This is a genomic window from Streptomyces sp. NBC_00490 (genome assembly GCF_036013645.1).
Lineage (GTDB): Bacteria > Actinomycetota > Actinomycetes > Streptomycetales > Streptomycetaceae > Streptomyces > Streptomyces canus_F.
In genome coordinates this window covers 259,882-281,127 of sequence record NZ_CP107869.1, presented here as the reverse complement: position 1 = coordinate 281,127, position 21,246 = coordinate 259,882, and the positions used below count along the sequence as shown (strand labels likewise).

The 21,246-nt window shown below is 70.0% G+C and carries 18 protein-coding genes and 1 pseudogene; 6 read left to right on the top strand and 13 right to left on the bottom strand.

Annotated features, from left to right (window positions below; genetic code table 11):
* Window positions 1-91: 91 nt before the first annotated feature.
* The gene (locus OG381_RS01240) at window positions 92-1,153 is read left to right on the top strand and encodes a ferritin-like domain-containing protein (protein ID WP_327714188.1); all 1,062 of its coding nucleotides are present in this window, start codon (window positions 92-94) and stop codon (window positions 1,151-1,153) included.
* Between the two features lie 118 nt (window positions 1,154-1,271).
* Here OG381_RS01240 and OG381_RS01235 read toward each other — a convergent pair whose 3' ends face one another.
* The 3 genes from OG381_RS01235 to OG381_RS01225 all read right to left on the bottom strand — a co-directional run bounded on the left by OG381_RS01235 (window position 1,272) and on the right by OG381_RS01225 (window position 4,270).
* Window positions 1,272-2,120, bottom strand: a complete 849-nt coding sequence (locus tag OG381_RS01235) for an alpha/beta fold hydrolase (RefSeq protein WP_327714187.1) — start codon at window positions 2,118-2,120, stop codon at window positions 1,272-1,274.
* 77 nt (window positions 2,121-2,197) lie between these two features.
* The gene (gene qcrB, locus OG381_RS01230; RefSeq protein ID WP_327714186.1) at window positions 2,198-3,829 is read right to left on the bottom strand and encodes a cytochrome bc1 complex cytochrome b subunit; all 1,632 of its coding nucleotides are present in this window, start codon (window positions 3,827-3,829) and stop codon (window positions 2,198-2,200) included.
* Window positions 3,830-4,003: 174 nt separating this feature from the next.
* Window positions 4,004-4,270, bottom strand: coding sequence for a WhiB family transcriptional regulator (locus OG381_RS01225; protein WP_327714185.1), 267 nt, complete (start codon window positions 4,268-4,270; stop codon window positions 4,004-4,006).
* A 161-nt stretch (window positions 4,271-4,431) separates the two neighbouring features.
* Between OG381_RS01225 and OG381_RS01220 the strand changes: the two genes are divergently transcribed.
* The gene (locus OG381_RS01220; RefSeq protein ID WP_327714184.1) at window positions 4,432-5,349 is read left to right on the top strand and encodes an alpha/beta fold hydrolase; all 918 of its coding nucleotides are present in this window, start codon (window positions 4,432-4,434) and stop codon (window positions 5,347-5,349) included.
* Here the strand turns inward: OG381_RS01220 and OG381_RS01215 are convergent.
* From OG381_RS01215 to OG381_RS01180, 8 genes and pseudogenes are all read right to left on the bottom strand, one after another.
* Complete coding sequence (locus OG381_RS01215; protein ID WP_327714183.1) at window positions 5,339-5,860, bottom strand: MarR family winged helix-turn-helix transcriptional regulator; 522 nt, start codon at window positions 5,858-5,860, stop codon at window positions 5,339-5,341. The genes OG381_RS01220 and OG381_RS01215 overlap by 11 nt on opposite strands.
* The gene (locus tag OG381_RS01210) at window positions 5,857-6,588 is read right to left on the bottom strand and encodes a sigma-70 family RNA polymerase sigma factor (RefSeq protein WP_327714182.1); all 732 of its coding nucleotides are present in this window, start codon (window positions 6,586-6,588) and stop codon (window positions 5,857-5,859) included. Before OG381_RS01210 ends, OG381_RS01215 begins: the two co-directional genes overlap by 4 nt.
* Before the next feature lie 404 nt (window positions 6,589-6,992).
* A complete protein-coding gene (locus OG381_RS01205) occupies window positions 6,993-9,758 on the bottom strand; it encodes a helix-turn-helix transcriptional regulator (RefSeq protein WP_327714181.1) in 2,766 nt (921 codons plus the stop codon).
* 193 nt (window positions 9,759-9,951) lie between these two features.
* Window positions 9,952-10,125: pseudogene (locus OG381_RS01200) on the bottom strand (2-oxo acid dehydrogenase subunit E2); the annotation flags it as partial.
* A 22-nt stretch (window positions 10,126-10,147) separates the two neighbouring features.
* Window positions 10,148-12,835, bottom strand: a complete 2,688-nt coding sequence (aceE, locus tag OG381_RS01195; RefSeq protein WP_327714180.1) for a pyruvate dehydrogenase (acetyl-transferring), homodimeric type — start codon at window positions 12,833-12,835, stop codon at window positions 10,148-10,150.
* An 86-nt stretch (window positions 12,836-12,921) separates the two neighbouring features.
* Window positions 12,922-13,662 (bottom strand): SDR family oxidoreductase, encoded by a 741-nt coding sequence (locus OG381_RS01190; protein ID WP_327714179.1) that lies wholly within the window; start codon window positions 13,660-13,662, stop codon window positions 12,922-12,924.
* Window positions 13,663-13,888: 226 nt separating this feature from the next.
* Window positions 13,889-14,383 (bottom strand): cupin domain-containing protein, encoded by a 495-nt coding sequence (locus OG381_RS01185; RefSeq protein ID WP_327714178.1) that lies wholly within the window; start codon window positions 14,381-14,383, stop codon window positions 13,889-13,891.
* A 122-nt stretch (window positions 14,384-14,505) separates the two neighbouring features.
* A complete protein-coding gene (locus tag OG381_RS01180; RefSeq protein WP_327714177.1) occupies window positions 14,506-15,453 on the bottom strand; it encodes an alpha/beta fold hydrolase in 948 nt (315 codons plus the stop codon).
* A 402-nt stretch (window positions 15,454-15,855) separates the two neighbouring features.
* On the opposite strand from OG381_RS01180, the gene OG381_RS01175 reads away from it, so the two are divergent.
* The 3 genes from OG381_RS01175 to OG381_RS01165 all read left to right on the top strand — a co-directional run bounded on the left by OG381_RS01175 (window position 15,856) and on the right by OG381_RS01165 (window position 18,478).
* The gene (locus tag OG381_RS01175; protein ID WP_327714176.1) at window positions 15,856-16,632 is read left to right on the top strand and encodes a DUF427 domain-containing protein; all 777 of its coding nucleotides are present in this window, start codon (window positions 15,856-15,858) and stop codon (window positions 16,630-16,632) included.
* Between the two features lie 127 nt (window positions 16,633-16,759).
* Window positions 16,760-17,710 carry an alpha/beta hydrolase gene (locus OG381_RS01170; RefSeq protein ID WP_327714175.1) on the top strand — a complete coding sequence of 317 codons (951 nt, stop codon included), beginning with the start codon at window positions 16,760-16,762 and terminating at the stop codon, window positions 17,708-17,710.
* Between the two features lie 48 nt (window positions 17,711-17,758).
* Window positions 17,759-18,478, top strand: a complete 720-nt coding sequence (locus OG381_RS01165; RefSeq protein ID WP_327714174.1) for an alpha/beta fold hydrolase — start codon at window positions 17,759-17,761, stop codon at window positions 18,476-18,478.
* A gap of 91 nt (window positions 18,479-18,569) precedes the next feature.
* On the opposite strand, the gene OG381_RS01160 is transcribed toward OG381_RS01165, so the two are convergent.
* Window positions 18,570-18,974 carry an OsmC family protein gene (locus OG381_RS01160; RefSeq protein WP_327714173.1) on the bottom strand — a complete coding sequence of 135 codons (405 nt, stop codon included), beginning with the start codon at window positions 18,972-18,974 and terminating at the stop codon, window positions 18,570-18,572.
* 161 nt (window positions 18,975-19,135) lie between these two features.
* On the opposite strand from OG381_RS01160, the gene OG381_RS01155 reads away from it, so the two are divergent.
* Window positions 19,136-20,344: an RNA-guided endonuclease InsQ/TnpB family protein gene (locus tag OG381_RS01155; protein WP_327714172.1), complete on the top strand. Its 1,209-nt coding sequence runs from the start codon at window positions 19,136-19,138 to the stop codon at window positions 20,342-20,344.
* Window positions 20,345-20,507: 163 nt separating this feature from the next.
* Here the strand turns inward: OG381_RS01155 and OG381_RS01150 are convergent, their stop codons facing one another.
* Window positions 20,508-21,245, bottom strand: coding sequence for an SDR family NAD(P)-dependent oxidoreductase (locus tag OG381_RS01150; RefSeq protein WP_327714171.1), 738 nt, complete (start codon window positions 21,243-21,245; stop codon window positions 20,508-20,510).
* Between the last annotated feature and the right edge of the window lies 1 nt (window position 21,246).

Here is a 21,246-nt window from a genome sequence, read left to right as displayed (position 1 = left end):
CGCACGGTCCCCGCCGGCAGCGATGCCGGTGACCACAGGTCGGTCCGCAGCTGCGGCCGAACCGTACGCACGAAACCCAGGTGAGACCCCCATGAATCCTCAAGACCCCACCGGCCAGGCCCGGTTCCGCTCGATCACGACGATGGAGGACCTGCGCGAGCACCTGCAGTGGGCCATCGAGCTGGAGCACGCCACGCTGCCGCCCTACCTCACAGCCCTCTACTCCCTCGACCCCGAGCGGAACGCCCACGCCGTCGAAGTGGTCAGCAGTGTGTTCGTCGAGGAGATGATCCACCTCGCTCTGGTGGCGAACCTCCTGAACGCGGTGGGCGGGCAACCTCGCGTCGACACCCCGCGGATACTGTCGCCGCATCCGCGGCCCATGCCGCACGCCGACCCCTCCCTGCAGCTGTCCCTGCTGCCGTTCGGGCAGGAGGCGCTCACCATGTTCCTCCGCCTCGAACAACCCGCCCACCCGGGCGACCCGGCCGAGGGCGACGCCTACATGACGATCGGTCAGTTCTACGACGCGATCGAGAAGGGCCTGCGACACCTGTGCGCCGAGCTCGGCGAGGAAAAGGTCTTCACCGGTGATCCCGCCCGCCAGGTGGCCGCAGGACCCTTCGGGCACACCGGCGGGCGGCTGAGCCCGGTCACCGATCTCGCCTCGGCGCTCTCCGCCCTGGAGGAGATCGTGGAGCAGGGCGAGGGCGCGGCACGCTTCGACGTGTGGGACGGGGACATGGACATGTTCCACCCGCAGACCAAGGCGGTCTCGCACTACTACCGCTTCCAGGAGCTCGCACAGGGCCGGCGCTACCAGCCGGGGGACACACCGGAGACAGGCCCCACCGGCGAGACGATCACCGTCGACCGCGCCGGGGTGCGCCCGATGCGGCCCAACCCGCGGCTGCAGGACCATCCGGAAGGCAGCGCGATCCGCACGGCGCAGGAGGCGTTCAACATCGCGTACGGCAAGCTGCTGCAGCTCCTGGAGCAGGCGTTCAACGGCAATCCTGCGATGCTCGGGGTGTCGGTGGGCACGATGTACGCGCTCAAGGGGCAGGCACAGAGCCTGATGTCGATGTCCGACGGCGAGGGCCTGACCGCGGGCCCGACCTTCGACTACGTCGCTCCGGAAGACCGCGGCTGACTCCTCGCACACATGGTGGCCCCGTGGACCGACGGCGAATTCCAGGGGGCCACCATGTGTGCGAGGAGGGTAAGGGGGCGGAGCGTGCTTGCGCCCCCTTACCCGCGGCAGTGCTGGGTCAGCGCACGGTCCGAGCGGCTGCCTCGATCACCCCGGCGACGTCGGCGGGGTGGGAGACACTCACGGCGTGCGAGGCCCGTACACGCGTGATGTGGGCGTGTGCGCGCTGTGCCATGAAGATCTGGGTCTGCGCCGGGATGTTGCGGTCCTGGGTGGCGACCACGGCCCAGGACGGGATGTCCTTCCAACCGGGCTCGGAGGCGTCGTCCGCCAGCGCGGCATTGGTGATCGGGCGCTGTGTGACGGCCATGAGGTCCGTGGTGTTGCGGGGGACGTCAGCGGCGAACTGCTGGTGGAACTTGCTCGGTTCGATCGTCAGGTCGGCGTCGCGGGAGCCGTCCGGCAGGGTGACTGGCACGGAGCGCAGAGCGTCGCCGAGGGTGCTGCCGGGGAACTTGCCCGACAACTCGACGGCGCTCTCCCCGTTTTCGGGGAGGAAGGCGGCGACGAACACCAGAGCCTTGACGTTGGCGGCGTCGTGGGCGGCGTCGCTGATCACCGATCCGCCGTAGGAGTGTCCGGCCAGGACCACCGGGCCGTCGATGCCGGCCAGGACCTCCTTGAGGTAGGAGGCGTCGTTGTCCAGCCCGCGCAGCGGGTTGGCCGCGGCGACGACGGGGTAGCCCTCGTGCCGCAGCCTCTTGATGACGCCGTTCCAGCTGGTGGAATCGGCGAACGCGCCGTGCACGAGTACCACCGTGGGCTTCGTCTCGCTGTCCGGTGCGGACGTGGTTCTGTCCGCGTGGGCGGGGGCGACTGCCGTGGCGATGAGGGCGGTGGCGACGGAGGCGGTGGCCAGGAGGGAGAGCGGGGTGCGGACCCGCTGGTAGGTGGAACTGCGGTTCATGGGAGGCCCTTTCGGGAAACGGTGTGCTGTCACCTTCAAGGACCGTGTGCGTATCGCAGGTGTGACACTTTGTTTCTTTAGTCCTTTTTGCTGGTGGAGTGATGTTTGCCGGTGATCTTCCGGTACTCCTGGACGGTGGGCTTGAGGATCTGTGTCCCCTCGCCGTAGAAGCCGCGGCTGAGTCGCGCGCGCAGCCGTCGCGCCTTGCCGCTCGCGTGGCCGTCTGCGTCGCGTCGTCCCGGGTCGAGGGGCCGGTACTGCTCGTGCGCCGTGAGGGCATGGAGCTGGTAAGGGTCGAGGGGCTGGTGCACCTCTGCGTACTCGCCGTGCGGCAGGCGCGTGATGACACCTGTTTCGCGGCCGTGCAGGACCTTGTCGCGATCGCGGCGTTGCAGACCCAGGGCGATGCGCTTGGTCACGCGGAAGAGGACGACCGGTACGACGAACAGGGCGATGCGCACCGTCCAGGTGACCGTGTTGACCGACAGGTGGAAGGTCACGGCGATGATGTCGTTCGCGGCTCCGAGCAGTGCCACCAGGTAGACGCCGAGCCATGCCACGCCGAACGCCGTGCGCACGGGCCGGTTGCGTGGCCGTTCCAGCAGGTGGTGTTCGTGGTCGTCGTCGGTGACCCAGGCCTCGATGAACGGGTAGGCGCCCATGACGAGGAGGAAGCCGAAGCCGGCGAGGAGAGGGATCAGATTGTCCAGGGCCAGGGTGTGGCCCCAGAAGTTCACCTCCCACCCGGGCATGACACGCAGCAGCCCGTCTGCGATGCCCATGTACCAGTCGGGCTGGGATCCGGCGGAGACCTGATCGGCGCGATAGGGGCCGAACTCCCAGACGGGGTTGATCTGGGCGATCGCGGCGATGGTGAAGATGGCCCCGGCGACCATGCCGAAATAGCCGGCCGCCTTGACCACGTACACCTGCATCGGCAGGCCGGCCACGTTGTGCTCCGTACGGCCTGGCCCCGGGTACTGGGTGTGTCGGTGTCGGTGCCCGAGGAAGGCGTGGAAGGCGACGAGCGCCAGCATCAGCGCCGGAATGACCAGGACGTGGATCACGTGGAAGCGGGGCACCAGGTCGTGCCCGGGGAACTCGCCGCCGAACAGGAACATCGACAGGTCGGTACCGACGATCGGTACCGACAGAAGTGTCCCGTTCACCACGGCGAGCCCGGTTCCCGACAGGAGGTCGCCGGGGAGGTCGTAGCCGGTCAGGCCACCGAGCATGCCGAGGATGAGCAGGGCGAAACCGGCCACCCAGGTCAGCTCGCGAGGCTTGCGGAAGGCGCCGGTGAAGAACACGCGCATCAGGTGGGCCAGCAGGGAGGCGACGAAGATCAGTGCCGCCCAGTGGTGGGCCTGGCGGATGAGCAGGCCGCCACGTACGTCGAAGGAGATGTGCATCGTCGAGTCGAACGCCTCGGACACGATCTGGCCGCGCAGTGGAGCGTAACTGCCGTCGTAGACGACCTCGTTCGACGACGGGTGGAAGTAGAACGTCAGATACACACCGGTGACGAGCAGGACGAAGAAGCTGTAGAGACAGATCTCGCCCAGCAGGAACGACCAGTGCTCCGGACGGGCCCTGCGAGTGCCGGTCGTTGTGGTGGGCCCGATGCCCATCCGCGTTCTCGCCCAGTCGGCGATTTTGCCACCGCTGGGGCTGCCCGTCGTAGTGACCGGTTCGATTGCGTCGCTCATGCCATTACCACCATCAACACATCACCAAGAGCGCCTTGCGGCCGGGTCTGTGCAACGAAACGGTGCATGGAGACGAGCTGCCGCACCGGGTTTCGTGCCCTCATCAGAAGGGACCGAGAAAGTGGTGAAGGTGTGACATGACCGTAAGGCAGGATCATGCCGGTGTTGTCCGGGTCAGGACGCCTTCGCGCTGATGCGCTCGACGTCCTTACGCGCCGAGCGTCGTCGCGTCGCGCGGCGCTCGCTCTCCGTCGTGCCGCCCCAGATGCCCTCGACCTGACCGGCGTCCAGAGCCCACTGCAGACACCGCTCCCGCACGGGGCACCGGGCGCACACGGCCTTCGCCTCGTCGATCTGGACCAGCGTCAGACCCGCGGTGCCGATGGGGAAGAACAGGTCGGGGTCTACATCCTGGCAGGCCGCTCTCTCGCGCCAACTCATGGCAGCGTCTCCCTACTCGTCGCCGATGCCTCTCATGTATCTGACCGTCCGAAGGGAGTTCCTGTGACATTCCAGGGCGGAGTGCAACGGTGTGAAATACAGTGTGACAACAGACACAATGTCTTGAGCGGGGCTCCGGGTCGCCGCACCATCTGTGAGTTGTGAACGCCGCACAGGGCCCGAGGCCCCTACCCAGCCCAGCTGTCGATCCCCGAGCCCCCCTCTCCCCGGGCACCCACACCCTCGTCGTCCAGCACGGCACGGCCGCCGTCGACCAGCGCTACCACGTCGCCGGAACCGGCCCGGTGTGCGTCGCCCACTCCGGAGGGCCGGGCATCGGCTGGGAGTACCTGCGCATGCCCGAGCTGGAGCGCAGCATGACCGTCGTCTACCTCGAGCCGGTCGGCACGGGCGAGTCCGGCCGGCTGGCCGACCCACGCGACTACACCCTCGCCACCTACACCCACTTCCTGCACGCGGTGATCGAGCACCTGGGCCTCGCCGAGGTGGCCCTACTGGGCCACTCCCACGGCGGCTTCGTCGCGCAGCGCTACGCCCTCGACCACCCCGAACACCTGGCGTTGTACGACACCTCACCGGTGACGGGAGAGGAGTTCTGGGCGGCCGCCGTCGCCAACATGCAGAGCTTCGTCCAGCGGCACGCCGACGAGCGGCCGGAAGTGACCACCTACGTTGCGGGTCTCACCACGCGACTCGACCGGTCCGACGACGAGGGCGCGACGAGGGTGCTGCGCACCATCTCGCCGGCCTACTTCCATGACTACTGGGGCCGCGAGGAGGAGTTCGCCGCGGGGCGCGCATCCCTGCGGATGTTCGCGGCACCGGCCTGGGGGGTGGAGCCCCCGTTCGACGTCCGCGGGGAACTGCCCCGGCTCCCCGTCCCGACCCTGGTCCTGGTCGGCGGGGACGACTTCATCTGCGGGCCGCGCTGGGCCCGCATGATGCACCAGCTCCTTCCCGACGCCCGGCTGGTGATCCTGCGGGAGACCGGCCATCTCGGGCACATCGAGCGTCCCGAGAAGTTCACGGCGGCCGTGCGCGACTTCCTCAACGGTTGACCGTGCGGGCGTCGCTCTGGCCGATGAGGAAATGCCACAGGAGGGGATCCGCCTCCTGGGAGCCGAGATCGCGGACCGCGTCCCGGACGACCTGTTCGTAGCGGGATGCGGTACGGCGCAGCGCGGCGTGTCCCGCCGGGGTCAGCAGCACCTGCACGCCGCGCCGGTCGTGGTCGACGGCGCTCGAGATGATCAGGCCCTGTCGGCGCAGGCGTGCCATCAACCTGCTCGTGGCGGACTGGCTCAGGCCGAGCCCGTTGGCCACATCCCCGAGCCGCATGAGTTCGGCGCCGGCGCCCGCGGCGGAGATTCTTCCCACGTGACGCAGGGCCTGTACTTCACTCAACCCGAACCCGGTCTCCTCGCGCAGCCGCCGCTCCACCGTCCCCTGGACGCGGCGGTGGAGGCGGTCGAGGGCGTCCCACCGGTCGGTCGCGCTGGACTGCGTGCGGTCGTCGGCAGGGCCGGTGCGCACCTCGCCCACCACGTCCTCGTGCGACGTGCCGGTCATGCCGTGGCCCGGTAGGAGGGCGCGCCGTCGCACGCGGCCGTCCCCTCGCCGGAGTACGGCGCGTCCTGGCCGGTCAGCACGTGCTCCAGGCGGTCGAGGTCTCCGGTGCGGGCGGCGACGACGATCGCCTGAACGAGCCGCCGATGGGTGGCTGCGTCCACGTGCTGCCGGTGCCGCCGGTTGTTCAGTCTGTCCTGCGCGCGGAAGACCTGCTGCCGTGCGTTCACCACGGACAGGCGGAGCAGGTCGCCGATCTGGTCGTACGAGTAGCCGAACGCCTCGCGCAGCACGTACGCCGCGCGCTGGTTGGGGGTCAGGGTCTGCAGAAGCAGCAGGACGGCATGCTCCACCGAGTCCTGGCGTTCGGCCAGGGCCTCCGGTGTCATCCCGGTGTCCGTGGACTCCGGCAGCCAGGGGGTGGCGCTGGATTCGCGGCGTCTGCGTGCCGACTGCAGCACGTTGATGGCGAGCCGGACGGTCGTCGTGCGGAGCAGCGCACCGGGGTCCGCGACGACGGTGCGGTCCGTGCCCTGCCAGCGCAGCCACGCCTCCTGGATGACGTCCTCGGCTTCGCCGGGATCTCGGAGGATCCGGTTGGCGATCTTGAGCAGTCCTGGCCGGACGCGACTGAACACGAAGACCGCGTCGTTGAGTTCCACGGGCGCGGCAGTGATGGTCACCATCACCGACTGCGGACTCTGCCGGGTTGCGATCACAGATGTGTCCACGATCGGCTCCTCTGGTAGCTGGGGATCGGCGGCTTGCTTCGCCACTGACACCAACTTCGCGCCGACTAGGGCACTGCCGCGCCCCTGACAGACCGTGGGGCACCCCGTGGTCGTACCGTGGCCGCCACGGGGCCAGGGGGCCTCCGACCCCGTGGCCCCGCACGCCCCTGGGGCCCGCCACCCCCTGGCCCCGCACGCCTCGGGCTGCTGGCCGGGTTCGGACCTCCACGGGACTGGACCTCGACAGGACCGGTCATGGACAGCCCGGAGCTACGGGCCGTGGTCCGAGGAGTTCCGTGGGCGCACCGCGTGGCGGGGAGGCCGTCTGTGCGGCCCGCGCGGGCTCCCGACGGGGCGCGGCGCGGCACGCGGATCGCCTGGCCGACTGCGCCGCCCCCGGGGGGTCAGGCGGGACTCGCCGCCCCGCCCGGCAGCACGGCGCCCAACTGTTTGCGGGATCGGATCCCGAGCTTCGTGAACACCTTCCGCAGATGCCACTCGATGGTGTGCGGGCTGAGGAACAGCTGCGCGCCGATCTCGAGGTTGGTCAGCCCTTCGCCGGCCAGCCGGGCAATCTGGGCCTCCTGGGGCGTGAGCGCCGCATGGGTGCCGGTGGCGCGCCTGCGCACCGTCTCCCCAGCGGCTTCCAACTCCTGGCGGGCGCGCTCGGCGAAGGCCTCCGCGCCCGCCCGGTCGAGGATCTCGTGGGCGCGGGCCAGCTGATCCCGGGCCTCGGCCCGGCGGTTCTCGCGCCTTAGCCACTCGCCGTACAGCAGCCGGGTGCGTGCGAGCGCCGTCCGCACCGGGGTGCTCTCAAGGCGGGCGATCGCCTCCCGGTACAGGGCGTCGGCCGTGTCCCCCTCACTGATCAGGGCACGCGCTGCCGCGGAGGTGCCCGTTGCCCAGGCCGTGCCACTGGCCTGGCAGATGGTCGCGAGGCGGTCGGCGGCCTCGACGGCGAGGTCCCGCTGCCCGCTGCGGGTTGCCGCCTCCACCAGCTCGACCAGGGAGGAGAGGGAGAGCCCCAGCTCCTGCGGGTACTCGCAGCCCTTGGCGGCGGCGTCGCAGGCTTCCTCGTAACGCCCGAGGCCGTTGTACAGCACGGCCAGCGCCCACTGGGGAGCGGTGAGTGCCTTTCCCTCGCCGTTGAGGGTTCGGTTGCTGGTGATCGTCTCGATTGCCCGCAGCGTCTCGGTCTCGCGGCCACGCCAGGGTTCGATCACCAGCGCCCCGTAGTGTGCGAGGAAGTGGCTGCCGGTGGCCTCGCCGATTGTCACCGCTTCTGCGGCGAGCGAGTCTGCGTCGTCCAGATCACCGGCGAAGACCCGGTTCGCCAGTCGCAGCAGGAGCGCCGAGGGGAGCACGGACAGGGTTCCCGTCTCCCGTGCCAGACGGACGAGCTTGGCCGACAGGGTGCTCCAGCTGTCGAAGTCCCACACGTTGTGGGCCATGCGGCAGGCGAACGGGAGCCAGCCCAGTGACTGTTCCACTGTGAAGCCGCCCAACCGCAGCGTGTTCAGTGCGCGGCGCAGTATCGGGGCGCCCGTCGCGTAGCCGTCCGTGGTGGCCAGGGCCAGGCCGTCGAGGAAGAGGTCGGTGGGTCCGGGCTGAGGCGTCGGGGGTGCGGTGCGTGCGGCCCGGGCGACCTCCTCGAGGCCTGGGCCGCTGGACAAGCGGCCTGCGGTGAGGGCCGCGTAGAACGTGTCCCGGTAGGTTTCGCGCGCGATGCCGGCGTCGAGCGGTTCGAACTCCCGGGCCGCCGTGAGCAGCAGCGGCACGGTGGCACCGGCACTGCGGGATCCGAAGGTGATCTGCCCGCGCAGCAGGCTGGCTTGGGCGTGTTGCAGATCGTCGAGCGCGCCCATTTCGGCCACGTTCAACAGCTCGAGCGCGGCGTCGAACGCTCCGGCCAGGTACTTGGCCCGGGCCGCCGCCAGCGCCCTGCTGCGGCGGCGGGAGGGATCGGGCGTCAGCTCAGCCGCTCGTTCCAGGAAGGCCGCCGATGCGGCGATGCCGCCACGGGCCTGCGCGCGGTCGGCCGATCGGGCCAGTTCGTCCGCCACGGCCTCGTCGGGCTCCGCAGCGGCGCGGGCCAGGTGCCAGGCGCGGCGGTCGGGGTCGGACCGCGCATCCGTGGCCTCGGCCAGTGCCCGGTGCGCCTCCCGGCGCTCGTCCGGTCCCGCCGTGCGGTAAACGGCCGAGCGCACCAACGGGTGCCGGAACTGGACCCGTGTGCGTACTTCCAGCAGGTTCGCCGACACAGCCGGCTGGGCCTCGCTCATGGACACACCGAGGATGTCGGCGGCGCGGCGGAGCAGTGAGACATCGCCGACGGGCTCGGCCGCTGCGAGCAACAGCAGCCGTCGTGTCTGCGGGGGCAGTTCCTCGACGCGCAGGCTGAAGTTGTGCTCGAGCCTGCCGATGAGTGGCCCCATCGGCGGTGAGGCGTAGCCGCCTGCGAGTTCGGCCGCGGTGGTGCTGTGGGGCAGTTCCAGCAGGGCCAGCGGATTGCCGCGCGCCTCGGCGAGAATCCTGCTGCGGACCGGTTCGTCGAACCGGCCGGGAAGCACCGAGGTCAGCAGGGCGCGGGCATCGGGCTCGCTCAGACCCCCAAGGGTGAGCTCGGGCAGCCCTTGCAGGGCGCGTTCCCCGTCCGCCTCGCGGACGGCGAAGAGCAGGCCTACGCGCTCCGCCATCAGACGCCGGGCGACGAACCCGACGATCTGGGCGGAGACGCGGTCGAGCCACTGCACGTCGTCGACGAGGCAGATGAGTGGCGTCTCCTCAGCGACGTCGGCGAGCAGGCTGAGGACCGCCAGCCCTACGAGGAATCGGTCCGGGGGAGTGCCCGCGCTGAGCCCGAAGGCGGTCTCCAGGGCCGTCCGCTGCGGATCGGGGAGGTGCCTGAGGCGATCCAGGAAGGGCGCGCACAGCTGGTGCAGCCCCCCGAAAGCCAGCTCCATCTCCGCCTCGACACCCGCCGCGCGCACCACGGTGCAGCCCTCGGCACTCTCGGCCACGTACTCCAACAGGGCGGACTTGCCGATACCGGCCTCACCGCGCAGCACGAGCACCGCGCTGTGGCCATCGCGCACCTTGGCCAGCTGCCGGTCCAGCACCGCTCGCTCGCTCTGCCGCCCGTGCAGAAGGCCCGGATTCTTGCCTTTCATGTACACCCCCGGCTGCGAGCGTATAGATGTGGTCTTCGGCCACACAACTCATCTGCGCTGGTCACCTCGTGGGTGAGACGCAGGGCAGTGGCGTCGCGTCGGGCCGTGGCGGAGCCGCGGCCGGGGCCGGCCGGTGTGTGTTGCCGGACCGTCGGCGGTCGTGTCCGGCACACCCGTGGCCACCACCGTCGCGTCAGCGTATGTCCTCGAACGCCGCAGCCTCGACGATCTTCTTCACCGTGGACAGATAGCGGGCGGCGTCCGCGCCGTCCACCAGCCGGTGGTCGTAGGAGAGCGAGAGATGGACCAGTTCGCGGACACCGACGTACTCCTCGTCGCCGTCTTGTACGACCGCGGGCCGTCTGACCGCGGCTCCCGCGGTGGCTCCTTCAGGTGTCCAGGCCGTAGTGCTTGCGGGCGCGGTCGACGGTGTCGGGGTCTACTTGTCCGGCCCGTGCCAGTCGGTCCAGGGCCGTCACGGTGATCGATTCGGCGTCCACGCGGAAGTAGCGCCGTGCGTCCTCGCGGGTGTCGGACAGGCCGAATCCGTCCGTGCCCAGTGAGTAGTAGTCCTGCTCGATCCACTGGCCGATCTGGTCGGGGACCTGGCGCATCCAGTCGCTGACGGCCAGGACCGGACCCGGCGCACCGGCGAGCGCCTCAGTCACGAAGGGCACACGCGTCTCGCCGCGCGTGCGGGCGGTGTCGGCGTCCATCGCGTCCCGGCGCAGCTCCGTCCAGGACGTCACCGACCACACGTCGGCGCGCACGTTCCAGTCGGCGTCGAGCAGCTCCTGCGCACGCAGTGCCCAGTGCACGGCGGTGCCGGAGGCCAGGAGCTGCAGCCGAGGGTCGGACACGGCGGGGTCGCCGGGTCGGAACGGGTACAGGCCGCGGACGATGCCCTCCTCGACGCCGGGCCACGCAGGAATGGGCGGCTGGGGCTTCGGCTCGTTGTAAACCGTGAGGTAGTAGAAGACGTTCTCGGGTCGCTTTCCGAACATCCGGCGCAGGCCGTCGCGGACGATGACCGCGATCTCGAAGGCGAAGGCCGGGTCGTAGCTGACGGCCGCCGGGTTGGTGGCGGCCAGGAGGTGCGAGTGGCCGTCGCCGTGCTGGAGACCTTCGCCGGTCATGGTGGTGCGTCCTGCGGTGCCGCCGACGACGAACCCGCGGCCCATCTGGTCGGCGAGGGCCCAGAATTGGTCGCCGGTGCGCTGGAAGCCGAACATGGCGTAGAAGATGTAGAACGGGATCATCGGCTCGCCGTGGGTGGCGTACGAGGTCGCGGCGGCGGTGAACTCGGCCATGGAACCGGCTTCGGTGATGCCCTCGATGAGGAGCTGCCCGGTCTCGCTCTCCCGGTAGTGCAGCAGCTGGTCGGCGTCGACGGGCTCGTAGGTCTGGCCCTGCGGCGAGTAGATGCCTGCCGTGGGGAACATCGACTCCATGCCGAAGGTACGGGCCTCGTCGGGGATGATCGGCACCCAGCGGGCGCCGGTGCGGTCGTCCCGCATCAGGTCCTTCACCAGACGGACCAACGCCATGGTGGTGGCGACCTCCTGGTGGCCGAAGCCCTTGAGCAGCGCCTCGAACGGCTGCGCGGCGGGTTCCGGCAGCGGCTTGGGGATCACACGGCGCGCGGGGGCGGGACCCCCCAGTGCGGCGCGCCGCTCACGCAGATACCGCACCTCGGGCGAGTTCTCCCCCGGGTGCCAGAAAGGGACGACGTCACCGGCGAGGGCGCTGTCGGGGATGGGCAGGTCCAGCACGTCGCGCAGCTCGTGGAACTGCGCCATGGTCAGTTTCTTCATCTGGTGGTTGGCGTTGCGGGACTCGAACGCCGACCCGAGGGTGTGCCCCTTGACCGTCTGGGCGAGGATCACCGTGGGTGCTCCCCGGTGTTCGACGGCGGCGCGGTAGGCGGCGTACACCTTCAACGGCTCGTGCCCTCCGCGGGAGTTCTCGAAGAGCTCCACCACCTGGGCGTCGCTCAGGGTGGCCGAGAGGGTGGACAGGGCGTCTCCGACGAAGAAGTTCTTGCGGATGTAGGCGGCGTCCCGCGCGGCGAAGGTCTGCATCTGAGCGTCGGGCTCCTCGCCCAGGCGGCGCACCAGGTCGCCGGTCGTGTCCTGAGCCAGCAGCGGGTCCCAGGCCTCGCCCCACAGCGTCTTGACGACGTTCCAGCCCGCCCCGCGGAACCGGGCCTCCAGCTCCTGCACGATCTTGGAGTTGGACCGCACGGGTCCGTCGAGGCGCTGCAGGTTGCAGTTGATCACGAAGGTGAGGTTGTCCAGGCCCTCACGGGAGGCCAGCGTCAGGGCGGCCGTCGCCTCCGGCTCGTCCGTCTCCCCGTCACCGAGAAACGCCCACACGCGGGAGGCGGAGGTGTCCTTGATGCCGCGGGCCTGCAGATAGCGGTTGAAGCGTGCCTGGTACACGGCGCCAAGAGGGCCCAGGCCCATGGACACGGTCGGGAACTCCCACAGCCACGGCAGGCGCCTGGGGTGCGGGTAGGACGGCAGACCGTGACCGCCGGCCTCGCGCCGGAAACCGTCCAACTGCTGCTCGCTCAGCCGGCCTTCGAGGAACACCCGGGCGTAGATGCCCGGCGAGGCGTGCCCCTGGAGGAACAACTGGTCACCCGAGCCGTCCTGTTCCTTGCCGCGGAAGAAGTGGTTGAAGCCGATCTCGTACAGCCAGGCCGCCGACGCGTAGGTGGAGATGTGTCCGCCCAGGCCGAGCCGGGAGCCGCGGGTCACCATGGCCGCGGCGTTCCACCGGTTCAGGGCGGTGATTCTGGTTTCCATGGCGATGTCGCCGTCGAACTCCGGCTGCGCGGCCGCCGGGACGCTGTTGACGTAGTCCGTGGTGAGCAGCCCCGGCACGGACAGGCCGGCGCGGGCCGCGTACTCGTGCACGCGACGGATCAGGTACACCGCCCGGTCGGGTCCGGCGTTGCGTATGACGGCGTCGAGGGAGGCCTGCCATTCGGCGGTCTCCTCGCGGTCACGGTCGGGAAGCTGGTCGAGCTCACTGCTCGACGGGGACGCGGTGGGCCGGGACGGGTCACTCATGGGCGGCCTTCCTCAAGGCATGGGCGGGGGAGACGGGAGAGGGGTGGTGGATGCCGCGGGCCGTCGGACGGTGCGGCGCGGGTAGATCAGCGGTCTGTGAGCCCCTGGGCCATCGTGTGACGGCCCAGATGGGCGTCCGGTCCGGGCAGCAGGGTCCGCTCCCCGATCAGGGCACCGAAGAACGGCGACTGCGCGTCGCCGATCACAGGAGTCACGCGGTCCTGGGCGGCGAGCACGTTGGCGGCGAGGTCCTCGAACGATCGCTCCTCGGGGCCGATGGCCTCCAGGACGCCGAACAGCGGCACCGCGACGGCGACGTGGGCGAGTGCGGCGGCGACGTCGTCGGCCGCGACCGGTCGCAGCAGCAGCGGGGCCACACGCACTCCGTCCGCGTGCAGGCCCGCGCAGACGGCGCTCTCCACGGACTCGAAGAACGGGGTGGCGCGCACCAGGGAGCACGGCAGTGCGGAGCGGCGGACCAGGCCCTCCTGTACGGCCTTGGCCCGGAGGTATCCCGAGGCGACACGGTCGGCGCCCACGGCGGACAGTGCCACATAGTGCTCGACGCCCGCCTCCCTCGCGGCCATCAGGAGGCTGCGGGTGGTGCCGGCGAAGAACGCCGTGCTGACGTCCTGCTGTCGCCAGGACGCGTCGGTGACGTCCACCAGGATCTGCGCACCGCGCAGTGCTCGGCGCAGAGCGAGTGCGTCACCGACGTCGACGCCCAGGGCGCGGGAGAGGGGCACCACCTGCGCCCCGTGGTCCCGCAGACGGGTGACCGATCTCGATCTGATCCGTCCCGTGGCGCCTGCAACGACGACTTTCATACGGTCTCCTTGGCCGGGGGCGGGACGGCCGGGCGTGACGGCCAGACGTGCTGAAAGGTCGGCGGCGCGGTCGGATGCGCCCGCGCGCCCTGCCTTGTTGACCGGACGAAAGGTGTTGTTGTGACAAGCTGCCAGATACCCGAACCTGGGTCGTCCCGACGGCGGGTGTCCCGCGACCACGACCGTAGGGAGGACGCGGGCATCGCGGGACACCGCAGGGGCGGACCTACTCCACGAAGTAGGAGTCGTGCCGGTCGAAGAACGCGGAGCGCTCCTCCTCCGAGGCGTGCGCCAGCGTCGACACCTGCTCGAAGTATTCCTCGCGCGGGGCGCCCGGTGTGAACAGCAGGAGCATGTCCGCCGGTGCGTCGGAGTCGTTACGGAAGGCGTGCAGCCCGCCTTGCGGCACGTGCACGAAGTCGCCCCTGCGGGCGTCCACCCAGCGCACACCGTCGAAGATGCGCACGGTGCCGTCCAGGATGTAGAACGACTCCGAGATCCGCTTGTGGTAGTGCGTCTTTGGGCCGCCGGCCCGTGGCCTCATCTCGACGCGGTACAGCCCGAACTCGCCTCGGGTGGTCGCGGTGGTGGCCAGATAGTGGGTGGCGTCCTTGCCCGGCCCGCTCTCCCCGAGGTCGGGTGGGGTCTCGGCGGGCCGGAACACGGCGCTGACCTCGCCGTCGTCTCCGAAGTACTTCTGTTCCGGGTAGGGGTACGACATGGTGTTTTCCTTTCCTGAGGCGGTCGGGCGGCCGCGTGCCCGCCCGCACTCGATGTGACCGGTGGGCACGGTTCGATGTGACGTCGGCGCGGCGCCGGGCCGCGGTGCCACGCGGTCGGGTGTCAGCGGGTGAGGCAGTCGTGGCGGGGATGTCCCCGTCGCAGGGCCCGTACGTCCCGTACCGCCGCGGCGAATGCCTCGGGGCGTTCCTGCGGCAGGTTGTGGCCGGCGTCCGCGACCTGAAGGTGCAGGCGGGGGCCGGTGAAGTGGTGAGCGGTCGATGACCCGTCGGTCGCCGGGAAGTTGCCGTCGGCGGTGCCGTCCAGGGTGACCGTGGGGACGGCGATCGGAGGGAGGCCGGCGAGACGGGCTTCCAGATCGGCGTACGCGTCCGCGCCCGGTGCCAGGCCGAGCCGGTGCCGGTAGGAATGGATGACGACGTCGACGTAGTCCGGATTGGTGAAGGCCTCGGCGGCCCGCTCCAGTTCGGCTTCGCCGAAGGCCCACACGGGGGAGTTGCGTTTCCAGATGACCCGGGCGACGCCCCGTGGATCAGCGGCCAGTCCGGTGCGGCCGCGCTCGGTGAGGAAGTAGTAGAAATACCAGAAACCCGCCTCCAGTTCGGGTGAGATGGGGTTCATGGCGGCGCCGATGTCCTGGATCAGGTAGCCGTTGACGCAGACCAGACCGAGGACGCGCTCGGGCCACAGCGCCGCGGCGACCGTGGCCGCGCGACCGCCCCAGTCGTAGCCGGCGAGGTAGGCCTGCTCGATGCCGAGGGCGTCCAGGAGCGCGATGAGGTCGGCCCCCAGGGCCGCCTGCTGGCCGGAACGGGGAAGAGAGTCGGACAGGAATCTGGTGGGGCCGTGCCCTCGCAGGTGGGGGACGATGACGCGGAATCCGCCTTCCGCCAGCAGGGGGGCCACCTCCACGTAACTGTGGATGTCGTAGGGGAAGCCGTGCAGAAGGACGACGGTGTCACCGTCGGGGGAGCCCGTCTCGTAGTAGGCGACTTCGAGCACGTCGGTCGTGACGCGTCGCAGCGGGGCGAGCAGGGGCAGGGCTGACATGCGAATCCTCCGACGAAGGAGCGGTGGGGGAGGGGCGCCGCGGTTCCGGTCGGGCGCGGCTGGGGTGACGGGGTGTCGCGGCCGGGCGCCTTGCCGGCCCTGGGAGACAGTGTGCACAGTGTGCATGAGAGGGTTGTCTTGTTAGTGTCAAAAGTGTTGGCGTCATAATGGGTACGCATGTGCACGGCGTGATCTCCCTTCCGCGGGGGACTGTCTCCCCGCACAGACCGGCCTCCGCCACCTGCTGTGACAGCGAAATGAGCCCTGCTCAGCGCTGTGCGCGTCAGCGCCGGACGGACCCCGCGGCCCGTGACGGCCCGAGGGCGCGGGTGTCCCGGGCGCACACCTCCTCCGTGTCCGGTGCAACGGACGCGGAACATCCGACCGACTTAGGTGATGATCTTGGAAACTGAAAGTGTTGTGCATCCCGGCTTCCTCGTGCCCGTCGGGCACGTGGAGCCGGTGCCCCGCCGTATCAGGGGCGTGATCGGCGGTCGCACCGTCTTCGACACTCGGCGCGCCCTGTACGTCTGGGAGTGGCAGGCTTATCCGCAGTACAGCATTCCGGTGCGAGACCTCGTCGACGGAGTCCTCGACGACGAAGGGGTCGGCGAAAAGCACGGTGCGGGCACGGCGCACCGGCACACTCTGTCCGTGGGCGGGGACTCGCGCCCCGGTGCGGCCTGGGTGTGGGGGAAAGACGCCCCGGCGCCGCTCCAGGGCACGGTGCGCTTCGAGTGGCCGGCCATCGACTACTGGTTCGAGGAGGACGAGCCCGTCTTCGTCCACCCCAGGAGCCCGTACTCGCGTGTGGACGCCGTGCGTTCCTCCAGCAGCGTCCGCGTGGAGCTGGAGGGCGTGGTCCTGGCGGAGGCGCCGGCGTGCGTCAAGCTCTTCGAGACCGGCCTGCCGACGCGCTACTACCTCGACCGCGCGCACGTCGACTGGACCCGACTGCGGCGGACCGACACGGTGACCCGCTGCCCGTACAAGGGAACGACGAGCGGCTACTGGTCGTTCGACGGTCCCACCGCCGTCCACGAGGACATCGCCTGGGCGTACGACTTCCCGACCATCCACGCCAACCGCATCGCGGGCCTGACGGCCTTCTACAACGAGCACGTCGACCTCTTCGTGGACGGCGAGCCGCTGCCGAAGCCCGGCACACTCCGTTCCTAGCCCCCGCTCCGGAACCCGGTCCCGGGCCGTACTCGACGGCCCGGGACCTTTTGGTGTCACACATCTGCTCCGGGCCCGGTCCCATGGTGTGAAAAGTCCTCCTTAATCGCCAGAGAAGGAACACACCATGAACGACATCGTTCTCGAGCCCGCCGCGCAGGACTTCGCCGACGCGACCGCCAAGCCGCCGCTGCTGTACGAGCTCGGGGTCGAGGGCGCACGCAAGCTGCTCGACGACGTGCAAGCGCAGCCCATAGAGAAGCCCGACGTGGACGAGAAGTGGATCACCGTTCCGGCCTCGGTCGGCGACGTGCGGGTGCGTATCCTCAAGCCCGTCGGCAGCACCGGCCCCCTGCCCGTCATCCTCTACGTGCACGGCGGCGGCTGGATCCTCGGCAACGCCGGCACGCACGACCGGCTCGTGCGCGAGCTGACCGTCGGGGTGAAGGCGGCCCTGGTGTTCGTGGAGTACGACCGCTCCCCGGAGGCCAAGTACCCGGTCGCCATCGAACAGGCCTACGCGACCGCCCGGTGGATCACCACCGAGGGCACCGGCGAAGGGCTCGACGCCTCCCGCCTGGCCGTCGCCGGTGACTCGGTCGGGGGCAACATGACCGCCGCCCTGACCCACATGGCCAAGCAGCGGGGCGACGTGGCCTTCGTGCACCAGTCGCTGTACTACCCCGTCACCGACGCGGCCCAGGACACCGAGAGCTACCGGACCTTCGCGCACGGCCCGCATCTGACGGCCAAGGCCATGGAATGGTTCTGGAACGCCTACACCACCGACCCCGCCGAGCGCGCCCAGATCACCGCCTCGCCGTTGCGGGCGACGCTGGAAGACCTCCGGAACCTGCCGCCGGCGCTCGTCGTCGTCGACGAGAACGACGTGCTGCGCGACGAGGGCGAGGCCTACGCCCGGAAGCTCATCCAGGCCGGTGTGCCGACGACCAGCACCCGCTACAACGCCTCCCTGCACGACTTCATGATGCTGAACACGGTCCGCGGCACCCAGGCGTCGACCGCCGCGGTCGAGCAGGCCATCCACGTGCTGCGCAAGGCTCTCGGAACCGACTGACACCGCACCCCCGACCACATTCCCCCGGCACGTCGAAAGGCCATCCTCATGAGTGCACACAAGCCCACCATCGTCCTCGTACACGGCGCGTTCGCCGACGCCTCCAGTTGGAACGGCGTCGTCGACAAGCTGCTCGCGCACGACTATCCGGTCATCGCCGTCGCCAACCCGCTGCGCGGACTGACCAGCGACGCCGAGTACGTCCGGCAGATCGTGCGGTCCGTCGAGAGCCCCGTCGTCCTCGTCGGCCATTCCTACGGCGGGTCCGTCATCAGCAACGCGGCCAAGGGACTGCCCGAGGTCAAGGCGCTCGTCTTCGTCGCGGCGTTCCTGCCGGAGGAGGGCGAGAGCGCCGTCACCCTCTCGGGCAAGTTCCCCGGCAGCACCCTCGGCGACACGCTCCGGCCCGTGCCGGTGACGCTGCCCGACGGCAGCCAGGTCATGGACCTGTACATCGAACAGGCCAAGTTCCACGAGCAGTTCGCCGCCGACGTCCCCGAGGAGACCACGGCCGTCATGGCCGCGACTCAGCGGCCGGTGGCCGAAGCCGCGCTGGCGGAGGGCGCGTCCGCGCCCGCGTGGCGGGACATTCCCTCCTGGGTGCTGGTGGCGGACGGGGACCGGAACATCCCCCCGCAGGTACAGAGCTACATGGCCGAGCGGGCCGGGGCGACCGCCATGAAGGTCTCCGCCTCCCACGCGGTCAGCGTCTCGCGCCCCGGTGACGTCGCCCGTCTGATCAACGAGGCGGCGCAGGCGACCGCCTGAGCGCCTGGGCCCGCGCCTGACGAACGCGGGGTGCGGGGTCCGGCTGTGACGCCGGACCCCGCACCCCGCGTTCTTGTGTGCGCCTGACGCGTCACGGCAGCGCTGCGGGCTCCGCGAGCAGCGTGGGCACGGTGATGATCGTGACGTCCTTGGTCAGCAGCCGATGGACGGGACAGCGTCCCGCGACCGCGAGGAGCTGGTCCCGCTGCGCGGGGGTCAACTCCCCGACCAGCCCGATGTTCTTGACCACCTGCCCCTGTGCGACGAAGCGGACCGCGACGTCCACCCGGTCCAGCGGCCATTCGTGGCGCTGCGCGTAGGCCCGCACCGCCATGGATGTGCACGCTCCGAGCGCGGCCAGGAGGAGTTCGCCCGGCGTGGGGCCGGTGTCGGTGCCGACGGGCTCCGGCTCGTCGGCTGTCAGGCGGTGTGTACCGATCGCCACGGAGCGTGCGAGCTGCTTTCCTTCGGCCACGGTAACGATGCGCGAGTTCATCGGGTCTGTCCTTCGTGGATACCCCGGCCTTCAGGCCGGGGAGGAATCGAAGCTTCTGCGGAGCAGGGCAGGGGAAGCCGGTTCGCCGCCCAGGCGGACCGGCGTGCGCCGTCTACCGGCCGACTCCCTTTGCCCACACGGAAATTGATACGTTGTGAGGTATGGCGGAGCAGGTCAAGCGGGCGTTCAAGTACCGCTTTTATCCCACCGGCGTGCAGGCGGCTGAGTTGTCGCGCACGTTCGGCTGTGTCCGCCTCGTCTACAACAGGGCCTTGGAGGAGCGCACGCGGGCCTGGCACGGCGAGCAGCGCCGCATCTCCTACGTGCAGTCCTCCGCCGCGTTGACGCAGTGGAAGAAGGCCGAGGAACTTGCTTTTCTGGGGGAGGTGTCCTCGGTTCCGTTGCAGCAGGCGCTGCGCCATTTGCAGACGGCGTTCGGGAACTTCTTCGCCCAGCGTGCGAAGTACCCGCGCTACAAGTCCCGTAAGAAGTCGCGGGCGTCGGCCGAGTACACGCGTAGTGCCTTCACCTGGCGCGACGGACAGCTGACGTTGGCCAAGATGGCCGATCCTCTGGACATCCGCTGGTCGCGTCCGCTGCCGGAAGGCGCCGAGCCCACGACGGTGACGGTGTCCCGTGACGCGGCGGGTCGCTGGTTCGTGTCCCTGCTGTGCGAGGACCACATCGCCCCGGCCCCGGCCACCACGAATGCGGTGGGCCTGGATGCCGGGATCACCTCCCTGGTGACCCTGTCCACCGGCGAGAAGATCACCAATCCCCGGCACGAACGGCGTGACCGGGCGCGGCTGGCCCGTGCGCAGCGGGAGTTGTCGCGCAAGGCGAAGGGTTCGGCGAACCGGGAGAAGGCCCGCCGTAAGGTGGCCCGTGTGCATGTGCGGATTGCCGACCGGCGCCGTGACGTTCTGCACAAGCTGTCGGCTCGACTCGTCCGTGAGAATCAAACGGTCGTGATCGAGGACCTGAGCGTGCGCAACCTGCTGAAGAACGGCACGCTCGCACGCGCCATCAGTGATGCGGCCTGGACGGACCTGCGTTCCATGCTGGAGTACAAGTGCGCCTGGTACGGGCGCGAGCTCGTGGTGATCGACCGCTTCTTTCCCAGCAGCAAGCTGTGCGGGAACTGCGGGACAGTCCGCGGGAAACTGCCGTTGAACGTCCGCGAATGGACGTGCGTGTGCGGCGTCGTGCATGACCGCGACGTGAATGCGGCGCGTAACATCCTGGCCGCCGGGCTGGCGGCGTCTGCCTGTGGAGACGGTGTAAGACCTCAACGGGAGTCCTCCCGGACGGGGCGGTCGTCGGTGAAGCAGGAACCCCAGCGGGCGACCGCTGGAATCTCCCGCCTTTAGGCGGGGGAGGAAGTCAAGCTTGCTTCTCCGCCGGGGTAGGGGCAGGGACACCACTTGTGTCTCCCGCAGCTCAGACCGCGCGGGGCACCGGACTGTGACGGCCGCGTGCCCGTATCCGGCTGCAAGCGGGGGTGCGGGGCGGCGGTTGCCGCCCCGCGGGTGATCAGCGGGACTGGTCGGTGGGGCGTACGAGGATCTCGTTGACCGCGACGTGGTCGGGCTGTGTGACGGCGTAGACCACCGCGGCCGCGATGTCCTCCGGCTGAAGGGTCCGCATCGACTCGGCCATGGTCTTGACCGCGGCACGCCTGGTGGGGTCGGTGATGTGGTCGGTCAACTCGGTCGAGACGAAGCCCGGCTCCACGAGGACGACACGGACCCCCTGCTCGGTCACCTCTTGGCGCAGCGCCTCGGTGAAGGCGTTGACGCCGAACTTGGTGGCGGAGTAGACCGCGGCGCCGGCCGAGGAGATACGGCCCGAGGTGGAGGAGATCTGGACCACCGCGCCGCGGGAGCGCAGCAGGTGGGGCAGCGCGGCGTGCACCGTGTACATGGAGCCCAGCAGGTTGGTCTCCACCATGCGGGTCCATTCCGCGGGGTCCGCGTCCAGGACGGGGCCGGTGAGCATGATGCCGGCGTTGTTCACGACGATGTCGAGGGTGCCGAAGCGTTCGACGGTGCGCTCGACGGCCTTGCGTACCGACTCGGGGTCGCTGACGTCCATGTCCAGGACGAGCATCTCCCCGGGAGCTTCCTGCGCCAGTGCTTCGAGCCGGTCGGTCCTGCGGCCACCGACGGCCACGGTGGCCCCCGCCTTGGACAGCGCCAGTGCGGTCGCTCTGCCGATGCCGGACGAGGCGCCGGTGACGAGGACGACCTTGGGGTCGAGAACGGAACTCATG